Origin of the sequence: Pelomonas sp. CA6 (assembly GCF_022549225.1) — a bacterium.
GTDB lineage: Bacteria > Pseudomonadota > Gammaproteobacteria > Burkholderiales > Burkholderiaceae_C > Roseateles.
This window is the reverse complement of the sequence record NZ_JAKZFD010000016.1, coordinates 48,145-64,357: the sequence shown is the minus strand read 5'-3', so window position 1 is coordinate 64,357 and position 16,213 is coordinate 48,145. Positions and strand designations below refer to the sequence as shown.

Here is a 16,213-nt window from a genome sequence, read left to right as displayed (position 1 = left end):
CACCACGATGGTGGCCGTGGGGCGCTGGGTGTCGATGGCGTAGTTGACCGAATCGGTGGTGCCACTGCCGACGTTGCCCGCCAAGTCCATCACCCCGGTGTTGTCCAGGGTGATGAGGTTGGTGGCATCGCTGATGTTCGCGCCGGGGGTGAAGGTGGCGGTCCAGGTCAGGCCGCCATCGCTGGTGCTGAGGCCGCTGAGGGTGCCGTTGGCCACGCTGAAGTCGGCGACATCCAGCCCGACCACCCGCTCTGCGAAGGTGATGGTGACGGTGGCGGTCTCGCCGATGCGCAAGGCCGTGTCGCTGAGGGTGATGCTGGTGGCGCCCGGTCGCACGCCGTCCACCACCAGCGCCTTGTTGGCGCCCAGGGAGCCCGCCGCGCCAGGGGCCGCCAGGGTCAGGATGGCGTTCTGGTTGGCGCCATCCTTGATGGTGCCGCCATTCAGGCTCAACGCCGAGCTGGAGACGTAGTCGAGGTCGGCGGAGCTGTCGCCGGCCTGCACGGTATAGCTGAAACTCAGGGTGTCGGTGCCCGAACCGGAGACGTAGTTGAGCACGCGGTCGGTGGTGCCGGTCTCCAGGGTCAGCGTCGGGGTGCCGGTCACGTTCACCGCGCTGTCGAAGCGCACGGTGACGGTGATCACGTCGCCGATCTTGTAGGTGCCGTTGGCGCTGCTGGACGAGACACTGGTGACGGTCGGAGCGATGGGCGCGGTCAGGCTCAGGTCGTTGCCGCTGCCACCCACATAACTGGTGGTCAGCTCGGTGCCGTTGCCGGCGGCGTTGAACTTGCTGCCTTCGTTGACGCCGCTGAAGGTTCCGGTGACGGCGTCGGCGGCGTCGTTGACGATCACGGCATAGCTGTCGCCGCTGCCGGCGGCGTAGCCGTGGGTCACCGCCAGGGTGGCGCCGGAGACGTCAACGGCGCCGTTCACCACCACCCGGTCGTAGCCGGTGCCGGCGGTGGTGCCGTTGATGTCCAGGGCCAGGGTGCTGCCCGAGGTGAGGGTCAGGTTGCCGTTGACGGTCAGGGTGGCGACGCCCGCGCCGCCCGGGGACAGGGTGCCGCCGCTCTGCACGGTGACGTCTCCGCCCAGGGTGCCACCGCCCGCCAGGGTGGCGCCGCTGGACACGGTGGTGGCGCTGCTGGTGCTGCCGTTGACCACCAGCGTGCCCGCAGCCACGGTGGTGGCTCCGCTGTTGGTGTTGCTGCCGCTCAGGGTCAGGTTGCTGGTGCCGGTCTTGGTCAGGCTGCCGGTGCCGCTGATGGTGCCGGACAGGGTGGAGGCCGCGCTGGCGTTGACGGTGACCAGGCCGGTCAGGGCCAGGGCGTTGTCGACGGTGGTGCTGCCGGTGATCTGCAGCGTGCTGCCGTTGGCCAGGTTGACGCTGCCGGCGCCCAGGTTGGCGTCGCTGGCGATGCTCAGGGTCCCGCCGCTCACGCTGGTGGCACCGGTGAAGGTGTTGTTGCCGCTCAGGGTCAGAGTGTTGGCGCCAGACTTGGTCAGGCTGTTGCTGCCGCTGATCACCCCGGAAAGGGTGGTGTCGGCACCGGTGTTGACTGTGGCGCTGCCACTCAAGGCGATGGCGTTGTCGATGGTGGTGGCGCTCGTCACCACCAGCGTGGAGCCGAAGCCCAGGGTCAGGGTGCCGTTGCCCAGGTTGCTGTCGCCGTCGACGCTGAGGGTGCCGGCGCTGACGGTGGTGGCCCCATGGGTATTGCTGCCGGACAGGGTCAGGGTGCTGGCGCCCGCCTTGGTCAGGGTGAAAGCGCCGCTGATCACGCCCGACAGGGTGACGGCCGCCGAGTTGTTGACAGTGGCATCGCCTGCGAGGGTGATGGCGTTGTCGATGGTGGTGAGGCCGGTGACCTGCAGCGTGGTGCCACTGCCCAGGGTGACCGCGCCGCTGCCCAGGTTGGCATCACTGGCCACCGATAGGGTGCCCCCGTTGACGACGGTGGCGCCGTGGCTGTTGCTGCCGGACAGGGTCAGGTTGCCGCTGCCGGTTTTCGTCAGATCGTAGGCACCGCTGATGGCACCGCTGAGGGTGACGGCGTTGCCGTTGTTGATGGTGCTGTTGCCGGTGAGGGTGATGGCATTGTCGACGGTGCTGGCCCCCGAGATGTTGAACACGGTCCCATCCGCCAGGTTGACCGCCCCGCTGCCCAGGTTGCCGTCACCGGCGATCGACAGGGTGCCGGCCGAGACGGTGGTGGTGCCGCCGTAGGTGTTGGTGCCGAGCAGGCTCATGCTGCCGCTGCCCAGCTTGACCAGCGAACCGGTGCCGGAAATCACACCGAGCACCGTGGTGTTGGTGTTATCGCCCCCTGCGGTGAGGGTGTAGCTACCCAGCTGGATCCTGGCGCTAAGGGTGTTGCTCGCCAGGCTGCCGATGGTCTGGTCCGACAGCAGCGTCAGGGTGCCGTTGCCGTTGACCCGCACGAAGTTGTTGTTGGCCATGGAGGCGTCGCCATCGAGCTTCAGCCAGCCGTAGTTGGCCAGGATGGTGGTCCCGGTGTAGGTGTTGGTGCCGGACAGGGTCGTCGAATAGGTGGCGGGACCGCTCTGGCTGAAGGTGACTCCGCCGGTGCCGCTGATGGAGCCGGAGAAGGTGGTGTCCGCGGTCTGGAGGCTGGTGAGGTTGGAACTGCCGAGGGTCACCGAGCCGGCGCCGGAGAGGTTGCCGAACGTCTCGTTGCTGGCCAGGGCCAGGGTGGCACCGGCGGCGACGGCTACGCTGCTGTTGGTGCCGATCGCATCCCCGCCGCTGACCGTCAGGGTGCCGGCGCTGATGGTGGTGGCGCCGGAGAAGGTGTTGCTGGCGCCGGAGAGGGTCAGGTTGCCAGCCCCAGCCTTGGTCAGGGCGCCGCTGCCGGCAATGATGCTGGAGATGGTCGCGGTGTCGCCGGCGCCGTGGGTGAAGGTCTGCGTGGTACCGCCGCCCAGGGTGATGGTGCCGCCGGTGAGGATCAGGCCGCTGGCCTGGTCCATGTCGAGGGTCAGGCTCTCGTTGATCGACACGGTATTGAGGTTCAGCGTCTGGCCGGCCAGGCTGCTGGCGAAGACGATGGTCTGGGTGCCGGTGCTGTCGGCCGCGGCGATGGCCACGGCCTCGCTGAAGCTGGTGCCGTTGCTGGGGTCGATGGTCGCGGTGTCGTTGGCGTTGGTGACGTAGATGAAGTCGCTGGCCACCGTGACATTGGCCGTGGCGCTGGCGCCGGCACCGTCATTCAGGGTGACCTTGACGTTGGCGTCGCCAGCCGGCGTGTCGTTGCGATAGGTGATGCGCTGCGCCACGTCGTTGACCAGCGCCGTGGTGGCCGTGGTGCCGCTGCTGGTGAAGGTGATGGTCAGCACGCCACCGGTGTTGGTGAAGGTGGCGAAGGTCTGCCCGCCCGACTGCAGGTTGCTGCCACTGACGGTGAACAGCGCGCCAGCGGTGTCGAAGCCCAGCACGTCGCTGCTCACCGCCGTGCCGTTGCGCTGGATCACCAGGCTGGCGCCCGACCAGTTGCCATTGCCGCCGTTCAGCGCCCCCAGCTCGGCATCGGCCAGGCTGGCGTTGCTGCCCACGTCGAGGCGTACGGTATTGCCCGCGCCGCTCCAGGCGACGCTGTCGCCGTTGAGGTTGCCGATGGTGGGCGCGGCGTTGGGGTTGTAGCTGGTGTCGGTGGTGCCGCCATTGGTTGTGTAGATCGTCGAGGAGGATGAGCCGTCGGCACCGTTGACGTTGACGCCGCCGGTGGCTTTGCCGCCCAACCCGCCTGCGCCGACGTTGCCGGTGGAGAGGGTGTTGAAGCTGGTGTTGTCCATCCGCACCGTGCCGCCGGCGTTCCAGATGGCACCGACCCCGGCGCCGCCTGCGCCACCATTGCCCACTCTGTTGCCAGGGCCTGTGGCCGCGTCGACGGAGACCCCGCCGCCGCCTCCGCCACCAGCCCCCAGGTTGTTGGTCACACTGCTGTTGACGATGGTCAGGAAGCCGCTGCTGGCGTTGAAAATGCCCCCCGCAGCTGCGCCCCCTTTGCCTCCGACCGCGGAAACACCACCGCCGCCGCCGCCGCCGCCAATGCTGATGCTGCCGTTGTTGGCCGACCCACCCGCACCTCCTGCGGTATAGCCGCTGGTGTTGGAACCATCGCCGTTGTAGCTGCCGCCTGAACCGCCGGCCGCACCGCCGCCACGCCCCCCGAAGGTGCCAGTACCGCCCGCGCCATTGCCCCCGGTGATGCCGGAAGCGGGCGTGGGCGAGAAGCCGGCGCCAGCACTGGAGCCGCCGAAGCCGCCGGAGGTGCTTCCGAAACCGCCGCCGCCGCCGCCGCCACCGCCGTAGTAGCCACCGGAGTCGCCACCGCCGCCACCGCCGCCGGACGCCTTGTTCGCCGTGATGGTGCTGTTGGTGATGGTCAGTACGCCCGCGTTGTAGATGCCGGCGCCGACACTGTCCATCGCGGCGCTCCCCTCATTGCCACCGTTGCCGACGATCAGACCGTTGCGGATGATGATGTTGTCCAGCGCGACCTTGGAGTTGGCACCGGTGGTGCTAATGTCCAGCACCCGGGCCCTGTGGGCACCGTCCAGTGCGAAGCCACCACCGACGATCTGCAAGGTATGGCCGTCGGTGACGTTAATGGCGATGGTGTCTGCGATGCCGGCGAACGTGATGTTGCCGGTGAGGGTGATCACATCGTCGACGCCGTCGGTGCTGCCCGTGGCAATCGCGCTTTTCAGCTGAGCGAGGGTGCTCACCGAGGTGGTGACCAGCAGGTGGTCGTAACTGCCGAGCTGGGTCAGATTGAGGGCACTGCTGGCCGCGACCTCGCCGGTCCTGATCTCAAGGTTCCAATCGCCTCCACGGGCAGCTCCGCCGGTGTTGTTGTCGGACGCAGCGATGTCCGCGCCGGTCATGTCCGCCAGTTTCGACACGAAGGCTCGGCCCTCGCTGCCGGCGCCTACCTCGCAACCGTAAAGCAGGATGTCGCCGTCGGCGGTCAAGGCCTTGCCGATACCCGAGAGCTGAGCCGCGTACTGGGTGAGATTGCCCTCGAAAAGCGGGCTGTTGCCCAGCAGCAGCACCCCGGAGTCGCCATGGGAAATGACGTGGATGGCATCGATGCCACTGCGGCCGGCCAGCGCATCGGCGATCTGCTGAACGCCGTCCTTGTCCGTGCTGAGCAGAATGACCTCGGCCCCCGGGGCCACCCCTTGAAGCAAAGCCCGGTAGTCGGGAGCCCGGGTGTCGACGAAAACGATCTCCTTGCGCGGAGTGGCCTGCGCCGCAGCGGTCACGCTCGTCGAATCCCCACGCTGAGGATCTCCGTGAGTCTCTCGATTCGCCGGCAAGGCATGGTCGGCCTCCGCCACGACTTCATGGGCTGCGGTGGCCGCCATGGCGGCGTCGAACATGATGCGCGGTTCCAGCGCCCGCATCAGCGGACTGCCAGTCATCGGCGGGTGCTTGGGGGTATGGCGAGTCGAGCCGGTTGTCGCTTGCTGAGAAGGCTTGTCCTTGGTCCACCACATGACGGATCACCTCAGATAGATGCAGCGTCGGATGTCGGCCGCTGGATGATTGACAACATGCCGGCCCGATCAGGCCGCCGTGTGACTGGCGCTCGGCCGGATCACGCTGGCCTCGCTGTTGTTGGCGTCCTGCCAGAAGCTCAGCTTGGCGTACTGCTCAAAAAGATCGGGCGGCAGAATGCTGCGCCGGGGCTCCAGGCTCACGCGCGGCCTGACCTTGTGCAGGCCCTTGAGCCCCAGGGCTTCGTCGAACTCCGGGGCGTCGTACTCGATGCGTTCCAGGTCATGCTCAAACCAGGGTTCACCGAGAAAGTCGTACACCAGCCTCAGCACCTTGTCGGGCACCTTGGCCAGCAGCTCGTACTCCACCAGCAGCAGCGACTTGGCATGCTCGCCGTAGTAGGCATCCTTCAGGGCCGACCAGGCGAAGCCCACCAGACGATTGCGCTGCGCCAGCGTCTCCACGCGGCTGTACACGGTGCTGCGCTCGGTGTCGTCGCTGAACAGCTTGGTGTTTTCGTAGGGGTTGGCCCGGTAGAGCTTCTCGATGCTGTCCATCACCCAGGCCACATTGCGCACACAGGCAATCACCTTGGCCTGCGGAAACAGGTCCATCAGCGCGGGCAGCCTGGCGCACCAAAGGCGGTTGGTGTCGAAGATCACCTCTTTGCCATGGGCATCCGCGTAGTAGCTGTTGAACACGCCGCGGAGCAGGCGTTGGCGTTGCTCCTGGGTGATGATCGGACCGAACTCGCTGCCGGCGCTGAACTGGCTGACCATGTTCGTGAACAAGGCGCCCACCGGGCTGGTCATGCCGGCATGGAAACGGGGGTTCTGCCGCAGCAAGGCGGCCAGCAGGGTGGAGCCCGCGCGCGGCAGGCCCGAGATGAAGTGAAACTGCGGCGCTACAGCCAAACTGAATCTCCCCCAATCAGCAAAAGGCCGCGAGCCCCCATGAGAACTGCTGCCCTGTTTTGAAATTATTCTTTGCAAGTGTGCGAATGATGCTACCAGTCCCCTTTCAAGGGGCTTGCAGTTTTTGTTGTGAGAGGAACACAACTGAGACTTGGATCACAGATCGCCGCGCCGCCCGCCAGGATTGCCATGGGGGGTTTGTTAGAAAGCAGGCCGCCGACATGGCCTCAAGGAGTTCCGGTTTTGTCCCCTTTGCAGCTGCTGGAGTCTGAAAGCATCCATATCCTGCGCGAGGCGCTGGCCGAGGCCGAGCGTCCCGTGATGCTCTATTCCATGGGTAAAGACAGTTCGGTGCTCTTGCATCTGGCGCGCAAGGCCTTCTGGCCGGCGCCGCTGCCGTTTCCGCTGCTGCATGTGGACACCGGCTGGAAGTTCCGGGCGATGTACGAACAACGAGACAGGGTGGCCTCGCTGCCGGGCGTGCAGCTGCTGGTGCATCGCAACCCGGAGGCACTGGCCCGGGACATCAATCCCTTCGACCATGGCTCCCAGCTGCACACGGATCTGTGGAAGACCCAGGGGCTGCTGCAGGCCCTGGCCTTGCACCGCTTCGATGCAGCGATTGGCGGCGCCCGGCGCGACGAAGAAAAGAGTCGCGCCAAGGAGCGGATCTTCAGCCTGCGCAGCAGCAGCCAGCGCTGGGACCCCAAGCTTCAGCGTCCCGAGCTCTGGCGCCTGTACAACGGGCGCAAGCGCGCGGGCGAGTCCTTGCGGGTGTTCCCGCTCAGCAACTGGACCGAGGCGGAGGTGTGGCGCTACATCGTGCAAGAGGGCATAGAGACCGTGCCGCTCTATTTCGCGCAGGAGCGCCCCGTGGTCGAGCGCGATGGCGCGCTGATCGTGGTGGACGACGCGCGCATGCGGCTGCGCCCGGGCGAGCAGCCCCAGTGGCGGCAGGTACGCTTTCGCACCCTGGGTTGCTATCCGCTGTCCGGGGCCATCGAGTCGCAGGCGCGGACGCCCGAGGCTGTGCTGGCCGAGATGCAGGCCTCGCGCAGCAGCGAGCGCCAGGGGCGATTGATCGACCACGATGGCGCGGCCTCCATGGAGCGCAAGAAGCAAGAGGGGTATTTTTGAATGACGGCGAACGGCCCGATGGGCACGCAGGCTGTGGATGCCGCTCCTCAAAGCGTTCTGAGGCTGATCACCTGCGGCAGCGTGGATGACGGCAAGAGCACCTTGATGGGGCGCCTGTTGTACGAGCTGGATGCCATTCCCGAAGACCAGCTCGCGGCGCTGAAGGCGGACAGCCGCCGTTGGGGGACGCAGGGGGCAGCGCTGGATTTCGCGCTGCTGCTGGACGGGCTCAGCGCCGAGCGCGAGCAGGGCATCACCATCGATGTGTCCTACCGCTACTTCGCGACGGCCCGGCGCAAGTTCATCGTGGCGGACACGCCGGGGCATGAGCAATACACCCGCAACATGGTCACGGCGGCGTCCACGGCCCAGTTGGCCGTGTTGCTGGTGGATGCGCGCCAGGGCGTGCAGACCCAGACGCGGCGGCACAGCCAGCTCTTGCGCCTGGTCGGCGTTCGTCACGTGCTGCTGCTGATCAACAAGATGGACCTGGTGGGCTGGAGCGAGGCGGTGGCCGCGCGCATCGCGGCCGAGTACGGCGATTTCGCGGCGCGGATCGGGCTGGCCGCGCCGCAGGTGATTCCGGTCAGCGCGCTGCGGGGCGACAACCTGCTCCGGCGCAGTGGCGCGATGGATTGGTACCGCGGGCCCACCCTGATCGAGGCGCTGGAGGATGATCGCCTCGACGATGGGGCGGCGCGCGGTCAAACCCCGCTGCGGCTGCCGGTGCAATGGGTGTGTCGGCCCCATTCCGATTTCCGCGGCTACGCGGGTCTGATCGTGGCCGGCAGCGTCAAGCCCGGCGACGCGATTTGCGTCCAGCCCTCCGGGCAGGAGGCGCGGGTGCAGCGTTTGGTCTCGCCCGGGGGCGATCGCGACCACGCAGGGGTGGATGAGTCGGTGATGCTGACCCTGGATCGCGAGCTGGACATCTCGCGCGGCGATCTGATCTGCGCCGCCGAGGCGCCCGCCGCCGTGGCGGAGCGTTTCGAGTGCAGCCTGGTCTGGATGGCGGAGGAGCCGCTGCTGCCCGGTCGGTCCTACCTGCTCAAGTTGGGCGCCCGCACGGTCGGGGCCCAAGTGGCCGAGCTTCATCATCGCCTCGATGTCGGGGGCGGGCAGACCCTGGCCGCCGAGGCGCTCGGCCTTAACGAGATCGGGGTGTGCACGCTGGTGCTGGACCGGGCGCTGCCCTTTGATCCCTATGCCGAGAATCGAGATACCGGTGGGTTCATCCTGATCGACCGACTGAGCCAGTCCACGATCGCCGCGGGCATGCTGCACCGTGCGCTGGCGCCGGCGCGCGATTTGCATCCACAGCGCCTGAGTGTGGACCGGGCCGCGCGCCAGCAGCTCATGGGGCATGGCAGCGCCCTGGTCTGGCTCACGGGGCTGTCCGGAGCGGGCAAGTCCACCATTGCCAATCTGCTGGAGCAGCGCCTGCATGCGCAGGGCTGTCACACCTATCTGCTGGACGGCGATCATGTGCGCCGAGGCCTGTGCAAGGACCTGGGGTTCAGTCACGTCGACAGAGTGGAGAACATCCGTCGCTTGGCGGAGGTGGGACGGCTGATGGTCGATGCCGGCCTCATCGTGCTGGTGGCCGCGATCTCGCCCTTTCGGGCCGAACGGCGACTGGCCCGCGAGCTGATGGAGCCGGGCCGCTTCCTGGAGATTCATGTGGACGTGCCCCTGGCCGTGGCCGAGGCGCGTGATCCCAAGGGCTTGTACCGCAAGGCCAGGCGGGGCGAACTGCCCAATTTCACCGGCATCGACTCGCCCTATGAAGCGCCAGATCAGCCCGAGCTGCGCATCGACAGCAGCCGGCAGAGTGCGCAGGAGGCGGCGCAGCAAATCCATGAGTTGCTTCGAAGGCAGAACATTGTTTGAGTGCATGCGTGGGATGCCGTCTGGCGATCGCGGAGATGCGATGCCGCAATGGCCGAAGCCGCGGATCATGATGGGCCTGAAGACGCCGATCACCGGCGGCGCGGTCCTGCCCATGTTCAAGGTCCACCGGCCCCACCGTCCGACTGTCCACGCCTTCGCGCGGACCACACCCAGAGCCCAGCTGAATCGCCGGTCAGGGCTGTTTCATTGCCGAGGAATTCGATGAAGGATCTTTCCCGTTTCGCCATCACGCGCAAATGGCCCGCGCGCCATCCGGACCGCCTGCAGCTGTACTCGCTGCCCACGCCCAATGGGGTGAAGGTGTCCATCTTCCTGGAGGAGACCGGGCTGCCCTATGAGGCGCACCGCGTCAGCTTCGACAGCCAGGACCAGCTGTCGCCGGAGTTCCTGTCGCTGAATCCGAACAACAAAATCCCCGCGATCCTGGATCCCGATGGCCCGGGCGGCGAACCGCTCGCCTTGTTCGAGTCCGGCGCGATCCTCTGCTATCTCGCCGAGAAGACCGGGCAGTTGCTGCCGTCCGATCCCGCGCAGCGCTACCAGGCGCTGCAGTGGCTGATGTTCCAGATGGGCGGCGTGGGCCCGATGTTCGGCCAGCTGGGCTTCTTCCACAAATTCGCCGGCCGCGAGTACGAGGACAAGCGGCCGCGCGATCGCTATGTGGCTGAATCGCGGCGGCTGCTGGGCGTGCTGGATCGGCATCTGGCGGGTCGCGACTGGATGCTGGACAGCGGCTACTCCATCGCCGACATCGCGATCTTCCCCTGGGTCAACAACCTGATCGGCTTCTATGCCGCGGGCGAGCTGGTGGACTATGCCGGCTTTGCCCAGGTGGATCGCGTGCTGAAGACTTTCCTGGCGCGTCCGGCGGTGCAGCGCGGACAGCAGATCCCGGCAGCCTGACAGGCCGGCCGCGGCCGGGCATACGCCTTGCCCGGCCTCACGCGGGCCCGGCGTTCAGTAGTGAGGTGGCAGTTCGTCGCGCAGGCTGCGCGGGCCGTCGCGGCCTTCGGGCATTTGCTGGCGCAGCCGGGCGATCTCGCGCAGCAACGCGTCGATCTGCGCCTGCTGCTGAGCCACCAGCGCGTTCAGGTGGTCCAGCAGGTCTTCGCTGAAGCTGGCCTTGATCTCGAGTTCGGTGACGCGCCGCTCCAGCGGCGACTCCTGTCCGGGGTCATGTGTTGCGCTCATGGCCCGCATTGGACCGCAAATCCATCCCGACGCAGGCGGGCGCGCAGCGCATTGTGACGGCGCCGCGCGCTTGCCGGCGCCCCGGGCATGCCGAGAATCGGGCGCATCGGGGGGACTGCATGGAAACAAGGGCAGGGGAGGCGCCGCGCGCCAAACGTCTGATCGGGCTGGACCTGGCGCGCGCCTGGGCGTGGTTGGGCATGCTGCTGGTCAACTTCCGCGTCGCGATGGGCGTGGCAGAGGACGCTCAGGCGCCGCGCTGGCTGCAATGGGGGTTCGACGCGCTGTCCGGCCGCGCCGCGGCCTTGTTCGTGGTGCTGGCCGGCATGGGCTTGGCGCTGGCCACGCGGGGCATGGACGGGGCCGAGCGCTGGGCATGGATCTGGCGGCGCTCGCTGTTCCTGGCGGCCGTCGGCTTGCTCAATCTGCTCGTTTTCCCGCCAGACATCATCCACTACTACGCGCTGTACTTTTTGGTGGGCGCGGGCGTGCTGGCCCTGCCGCGGCGCAGCTGGCCGGCGCTGGCGCTGCTGGTCATGGGCTTGTCCACGCTGTGGATGCTGACGCACGACTATGGGGCCGGCTGGGACTGGTCGCGCATGGAATACGTGGGCCTCGGTTCCGCGGCCGGCTTTGTTCGCCACCTGCTCTTCAATGGCTGGCATCCGGTGCTGCCCTGGTGCGCTTTCCTGATCTGGGGGCTGTGGCTGCAAGGTCTGGCGCTGCAGCGCGTCTCGACCGCGTGCTGGCTGGTCGCGGGCGGCGCGGCGGTGGCGGCGCTGGCGGGCGTCGTGTCTCGCGCGGGGCGTGCGGCCTGGCCGGACTGGGTCGGCTTCCTGGGGGTGGACCCGCTGCCACCGGTGCCGCTGTACATGCTGTCGGCGGGCGGCAGCGCGACGGCGGCCGTGGGCATGGCCTTGCTGCTGGGACGCCTGGGCGGCAGGGTCTGGGGCTGGCTGCTGCCCGCGGGGCGCATGACGCTGACGCTGTACCTGGCCCATATCCTGATCGGCATGGGCGTGCTGGAGGCGCTGGGTTGGCTGGACCCGGCGCGTCGGGCTGGCCTGCCCGAGGTGCTGCTGGCCGCGCTCGGCTTCGCGCTGGTGGCGCTGCTGTTGGCCTGGCTCTGGATGCGCCGCGTACCGCAGGGGCCGCTCGAATGGGTGATGCGCCGGCTCACCCGGCCGCCGAGGCCTCCCGGCCCCGGCGCCTGAGCAGCGGCGGTGCCGCTGGGGTCAGGGCTTGCCCGTGGCGGGCTGGGCCATCAGCGCCGCGATGGCGCTGACCGGCGCGTTGCCATAGCTCAGGAACTGCTCGTGGAAATCCTTGAGCCGGAAGGCCGGGCCCAGCGCCTGGCGGCGCGCTTCGCGCAATTCCATGATCTCGCTGTAGCCGCTGAAATAGCTGGTCAGCTGCACCGACGTGAGCTGCACCCGGCGCCATTTCTCCTGCGCCTCGCGCTCGGTCTGGAAGGCCTGGCGGCTCAGCAGGTCCAGGGCCTCGCGCTCCTGCATGCCCAGCACGTGCACGCTGTAGTCCAGGATGGTGTTGGTGACGCTGCGCAGATTCCATTTGCAGTACATCAGCCACATCTCGGGCGAATTGCCGCCGTAGCCCGACTCCAGCATCATGCGCTCGCCATAGACGGCCCAGCCCTCCACCATCGCGCCGTTGCCGAACAAGGCTTTCACCAGCGACGGCGACTTGTTGGCGTAGACCAGCTGGGTGTAGTGACCCGGGATGGCCTCGTGGATGTTGAGGATCTGCAGGATCCAGTGGTTGTACTCGCGCAGCGAGCTTTCGGCGTCGGCCTCGCTGAGGCCGTCCAGCGGGGTCACGTTGTAATAGGTGCGGTCCTGTGGCCGGTAGGGGCCGGGGGCTTCGATGCCCGCGCCGGCCACGCCGCGCTGGTAGACCGGGGTCTCGCGCACCACCAGCGGCTTGGCGGGGTCCAGCGTGAGCAGGTCGTGCGCCATGATCCAGCGCTCCAGCTCGGGGATCTGGGCGCGGATCTCCTTGACGAAGTCCTCGCGGCGGACGTGGCGCTCGGAGAGCTTGGCGATCACGCGGCCGATCTTGTCGATGCGATCGGCCGGCTTGGGGGTATCGCCCTGGGTCTGGGTCCACAGCTGGTCGGACAGCTGCTCCATCTGTGCCAGCAGCGCCTCGCGCGCGGCCAGGGCCTTGGCGTAGACCTGTTCGGCGCTGTGGGCCGATTGGATGTCGTGGCGGAACTTGGTGTCGTACAGCGACCGTCCGAGCCGGAAGGAGCGCGCCTGGCCGCTGGCCTTGAGTTCGGCCAGGCGCTGTTGCAGATGCGCGCGATAGCCGTCGACGGCCTGGCGGGCGGCGTCCACGCGTTGCCGCAACAGACGCTGCTCGGCCGCCGGCAGCGACGAGGACCGCGCCACCTTGAGCACCTCGTCCAGCACGGCCAGCACGCCGGGCGCCTGGGCGATCGCCAGCTCGGTGTGCTCCAGCGTCGGTGTGCCCAGGCTGGCGCGCGCCGCGCGGTAGTAGGCGGGCACCGAGGCCAGGCGCTGCGTCAGCGCGCGCAGGCGCTGCGGCAGCGGGGCGTAGTCGGTGTTCAAGATCGCGTCCAGCGGACCGGCCACGTTGTACAGCGAAGGGTTCCACTCGTGCTCACGCAATTCGGTGAGCGCGAAGACGTCGGCGCGCAGCTTGTTCAGCAGCTGGCCCAGGTCGGTGCGCTGGGCGGCGCTGAGACGGGCGGCATCCACGCCCTCGAACCGCGCCAGCCAGTGGCGCGCGAGTCGCTGTGCGCGCTCGCGCTGTGCGGCATCCGGGATGCTGGCGCGCGGGGCGAATTCATAGCGACCCACGGCGACCGCGTACTCGGGCTCCTGTCGCCACAAGGCCTCGATGTACTGGTGGCTCAGGCTCTCGAAGGCCTGGGCGTCGCGGGCCTGACTGGTCGCCGGGCCGGTCGCGGTGCCGGCCTGGGCCGGCGGCAGGGCGAGGCCGGCCAGGGACAGGCTCAGTGCCAGGGGGAGCAGGGCGCCGACGAGCGGGCGGCGGATGGGGCTGGGGCGGGCTTGCATGGGGCGCAAGCATAGGGCGTCCTCGCGCGCCCGCCAGCGGTCATGGGCGCGCCGGCTTCAGCCCCCGCCCAGCAGCCAGCGGCTGACGTGGAAGGTGATCCACGACGCCAGATAGGCCAGGCCGAACAGATAGGCCACCATCAGCGCGGGGATGCGGTAGCCGCCGGTCTCGCGGCGCACCGTCGCCAGTGTGGAGATGCACTGCGGCGCGAACACGAACCAGGCCAGCAGCGAGAAGGCGGTCGGCAGCCCCCAGGACTGGGCGATCAGCGGGGTCAGGGCTTGCGCGGTGTCGTCGCCGGTGGCGGACAAGGAATACACCGTGCCCAGCGCGCTGACGACCACCTCGCGGGCGCCCATGCCGGGCACCAGCGCCAGGCTGATCTGCCAGTTGAAGCCGATGGGCTCGAAGACCACGGCCAGCGCCCGGCCCAGCATGCCGGCGATGCTGTACTCGATCGGCGCGCCGGTGGCACCTTCCGGCGGACCGGGGAAGCTGGACAGCAACCACAGCAGCAGCGTCAGGGTCAGGATGATGCCGCCGACGCGCTTCAGGAAGATCTCCGCGCGCTGCAGCAGGCCGATCGCCACACTGCGCAGGTGAGGCCAGTGGTAGCTGGGCAGTTCCATCATCAGCGGACGCACCTGGCGCCCGCTGACGGTGAAGCGCTTGAGCACCCAGGCCACCGCCATCGCGGAGGCGATGCCGGCGAAGTACAGCACGAACAGCACCAGGCCTTGCAGTTCAATGCCGCCCCACAGCTCACGCTGCGGCACGAAAGCGCCGATGAGCAGCGCATAGACGGGCAGCCGTGCCGAGCAGGTCATCAACGGCGCGATCATGATGGTGACCAGGCGGTCGCGCGCATTGGAGATCGAGCGCGTGGCCATGATGCCGGGAATGGCGCAGGCGAAGCTGGACAGCAGCGGGATGAAGCTGCGCCCGGACAGGCCCACCGAGCCCATCAGCCGATCCAGCAGATAGGCGGCGCGGGGCAGGTAGCCCGACTCCTCCAGCACCAGGATGAAGAAGAACAGGATCAGGATCTGCGGCAGGAAGACCAGCACGCCGCCGACGCCGGCGATCAGCCCGTCCACCACCAGGCTGCGCAGCCAGCCCTCGGGCAGCCAGGCGCCGGCCTGTGCGCCCAGCCAGGCGGTGGCGGCTTCGATCCAGCCTTTTGGGGCCTCGGCCCAGGCAAACACGGCCTGGAACAGGAAGAACAGCAGCACGGCCAGCAGCACCGGGCCCAGCACCGGATGCAGCAGCACGCGGTCGATGCGGTCGCTGGGCAGCTCGCCGTGGTGGGCGTCCATTCCCAGCGCCTTCAGCAAGGCCTGGATGCGCACCTGGTCCTGTTCGGGACTGTCGTCCTGGGCGGGCGCGCTGGCGGTTTCGGGGCGGGTCCAGACTTCCGGGCGATCCAGCAACTGGCGCAGTTCTTCCAGGCCTTCGCCCTGGGTGGCGACGGTCTGAACCACCGGCAGGCCCAGCAGGCTGGAAAGCCGCTGCACGTCCACGCGCAGCCCGCGGCGCTCGGCCAGGTCGGACATGTTCAGCGCCACGACACAGGGCAGGCCCTGGCGTTGCACGGCCAGCAGCAGGCGCAGATTGCGACGCAGGTTGGTGGCGTCCAGCACGCAGACCACGAGGTCGGGGCGCTTCTCGCCTCGGGCCTGGCCGGCCAGCACCTCGCAGGTCACGCGTTCGTCCGGCGAGCGCGGATAGAGGCTGTAGGTGCCTGGCAGGTCCAGCACCCGCAGACTCTTGCCGCCGGGGGTGCGGAATCGGCCTTCCTTGCGTTCCACCGTGACGCCGGCGTAGTTGGCGACCTTCTGGCGGCTGCCGGTCAGGCGGTTGAACAGCGCCGTCTTGCCGCAGTTCGGGTTGCCCACCAGGGCCAGCAGGGGGCCGGCCGGGTGGACGTGGACGACGGCCTCATGCATGGGAAGCCCCCTTGCCCGGCTCGTCGCCGGCCTCGTGCAGCAGCACGCAGGCCGCTTCGGCGCGACGCAGCGCATAGGTCGATTGCCCCACGCGCACGACCAGCGGATCGCGGCCGGGCAGCGCGTGGCTCAGCACGCTGACATGCTCGCCGGGCAGGAAGCCCAGTTCTTCCAGCCAGGATTTCCATTCCGGCGCATGGTCGGGAGCCGCCAATGCCCGTACCCGGTGGGGCCGGCGCAGCGGAGCGAGTGAGAGGTTCAGGGCGTTGGGGGAGCGCATGGCGGTCCTGGGCAGACGGTCCGGTTCGAAACCGCAGATGATACTGATTCTCAATATCCGGTTCTTGCGCCAGCGCAGTGAAAGGGCGATTTTCAGACCGCCGGGCCGCAGACTTGGGCGCCGTCAACCCAGGCAACAGAGGGGCGCAAACGTTTAGCGTTTTCCTTAGAGTGGTCTACACTCCCGCCTTCTTAGAATTGCCGCTGCTCCGTTCAGTCCCTGGCAGGGGTGGCCGCGATGGCCT

10 protein-coding genes are annotated in these 16,213 nt (G+C 68.2%); 4 read left to right on the top strand and 6 right to left on the bottom strand.

Annotated elements, in window-relative coordinates; all coding sequences use genetic code 11:
* Together LZ017_RS22185 and LZ017_RS20850 are read right to left on the bottom strand one after the other, a co-directional pair.
* Positions 1–5,451, bottom strand: a 5,451-nt coding sequence (locus tag LZ017_RS22185) for a DUF4347 domain-containing protein (protein ID WP_277604830.1), incomplete at its 3' end; no start/stop codon positions are given.
* 144 nt (positions 5,452–5,595) lie between these two features.
* Entirely contained in the window at positions 5,596–6,441 is an 846-nt protein-coding gene (locus LZ017_RS20850) for a sulfotransferase (RefSeq protein ID WP_241398859.1), read from the bottom strand.
* 189 nt (positions 6,442–6,630) lie between these two features.
* On the opposite strand from LZ017_RS20850, the gene cysD reads away from it, so the two are divergent.
* The 3 genes from cysD (at position 6,631) to LZ017_RS20835 (ending at position 10,392) form a co-directional block, all read left to right on the top strand.
* Positions 6,631–7,578 (top strand): sulfate adenylyltransferase subunit CysD, encoded by a 948-nt coding sequence (cysD, locus tag LZ017_RS20845; protein WP_241398858.1) that lies wholly within the window; start codon positions 6,631–6,633, stop codon positions 7,576–7,578.
* A complete protein-coding gene (cysC, locus tag LZ017_RS20840; protein ID WP_241398857.1) occupies positions 7,579–9,468 on the top strand; it encodes an adenylyl-sulfate kinase in 1,890 nt (629 codons plus the stop codon).
* Between the two features lie 222 nt (positions 9,469–9,690).
* A complete protein-coding gene (locus tag LZ017_RS20835) occupies positions 9,691–10,392 on the top strand; it encodes a glutathione S-transferase N-terminal domain-containing protein (protein ID WP_241398856.1) in 702 nt (233 codons plus the stop codon).
* 54 nt (positions 10,393–10,446) lie between these two features.
* Here LZ017_RS20835 and LZ017_RS20830 read toward each other — a convergent pair whose 3' ends face one another.
* The gene (locus tag LZ017_RS20830) at positions 10,447–10,680 is read right to left on the bottom strand and encodes a SlyX family protein (protein ID WP_241398855.1); all 234 of its coding nucleotides are present in this window, start codon (positions 10,678–10,680) and stop codon (positions 10,447–10,449) included.
* A gap of 119 nt (positions 10,681–10,799) precedes the next feature.
* On the opposite strand from LZ017_RS20830, the gene LZ017_RS20825 reads away from it, so the two are divergent.
* Positions 10,800–11,894, top strand: coding sequence for a DUF418 domain-containing protein (locus tag LZ017_RS20825; RefSeq protein WP_241398854.1), 1,095 nt, complete (start codon positions 10,800–10,802; stop codon positions 11,892–11,894).
* Positions 11,895–11,915: 21 nt separating this feature from the next.
* Here LZ017_RS20825 and LZ017_RS20820 read toward each other — a convergent pair whose 3' ends face one another.
* Genes LZ017_RS20820 through LZ017_RS20810 form a run of 3 tightly spaced genes read right to left on the bottom strand, consistent with a single transcriptional unit; the run spans position 11,916 to position 15,969 of the window.
* Positions 11,916–13,742: a DUF885 domain-containing protein gene (locus tag LZ017_RS20820; protein WP_241398853.1), complete on the bottom strand. Its 1,827-nt coding sequence runs from the start codon at positions 13,740–13,742 to the stop codon at positions 11,916–11,918.
* A gap of 57 nt (positions 13,743–13,799) precedes the next feature.
* Positions 13,800–15,689 (bottom strand): ferrous iron transporter B, encoded by a 1,890-nt coding sequence (locus tag LZ017_RS20815; RefSeq protein ID WP_241398852.1) that lies wholly within the window; start codon positions 15,687–15,689, stop codon positions 13,800–13,802.
* Positions 15,682–15,969, bottom strand: coding sequence for a FeoA family protein (locus LZ017_RS20810; protein ID WP_241398851.1), 288 nt, complete (start codon positions 15,967–15,969; stop codon positions 15,682–15,684). The genes LZ017_RS20815 and LZ017_RS20810 overlap by 8 nt, the downstream gene beginning before the upstream one ends.
* Positions 15,970–16,213: the final 244 nt, after the last annotated feature.

Bases quoted from the DNA above. Each gene is read 5' to 3' on its own strand.
- LZ017_RS20820 (WP_241398853.1), bottom strand. From the start codon at position 13,742: ATGCAAGCCCGCCCCAGCCCCATCCGCCGCCCGCTCGTCGGCGCCCTG.
- LZ017_RS20825 (WP_241398854.1), top strand. From the start codon at position 10,800: ATGGAAACAAGGGCAGGGGAGGCGCCGCGCGCCAAACGTCTGATCGGG.
- LZ017_RS20835 (WP_241398856.1), top strand. From the start codon at position 9,691: ATGAAGGATCTTTCCCGTTTCGCCATCACGCGCAAATGGCCCGCGCGC.
- LZ017_RS20830 (WP_241398855.1), bottom strand. From the start codon at position 10,680: ATGAGCGCAACACATGACCCCGGACAGGAGTCGCCGCTGGAGCGGCGC.
- LZ017_RS20815 (WP_241398852.1), bottom strand. From the start codon at position 15,689: ATGCATGAGGCCGTCGTCCACGTCCACCCGGCCGGCCCCCTGCTGGCC.
- cysC (WP_241398857.1), top strand. From the start codon at position 7,579: ATGACGGCGAACGGCCCGATGGGCACGCAGGCTGTGGATGCCGCTCCT.
- LZ017_RS20810 (WP_241398851.1), bottom strand. From the start codon at position 15,969: ATGCGCTCCCCCAACGCCCTGAACCTCTCACTCGCTCCGCTGCGCCGG.
- cysD (WP_241398858.1), top strand. From the start codon at position 6,631: ATGGGGGGTTTGTTAGAAAGCAGGCCGCCGACATGGCCTCAAGGAGTT.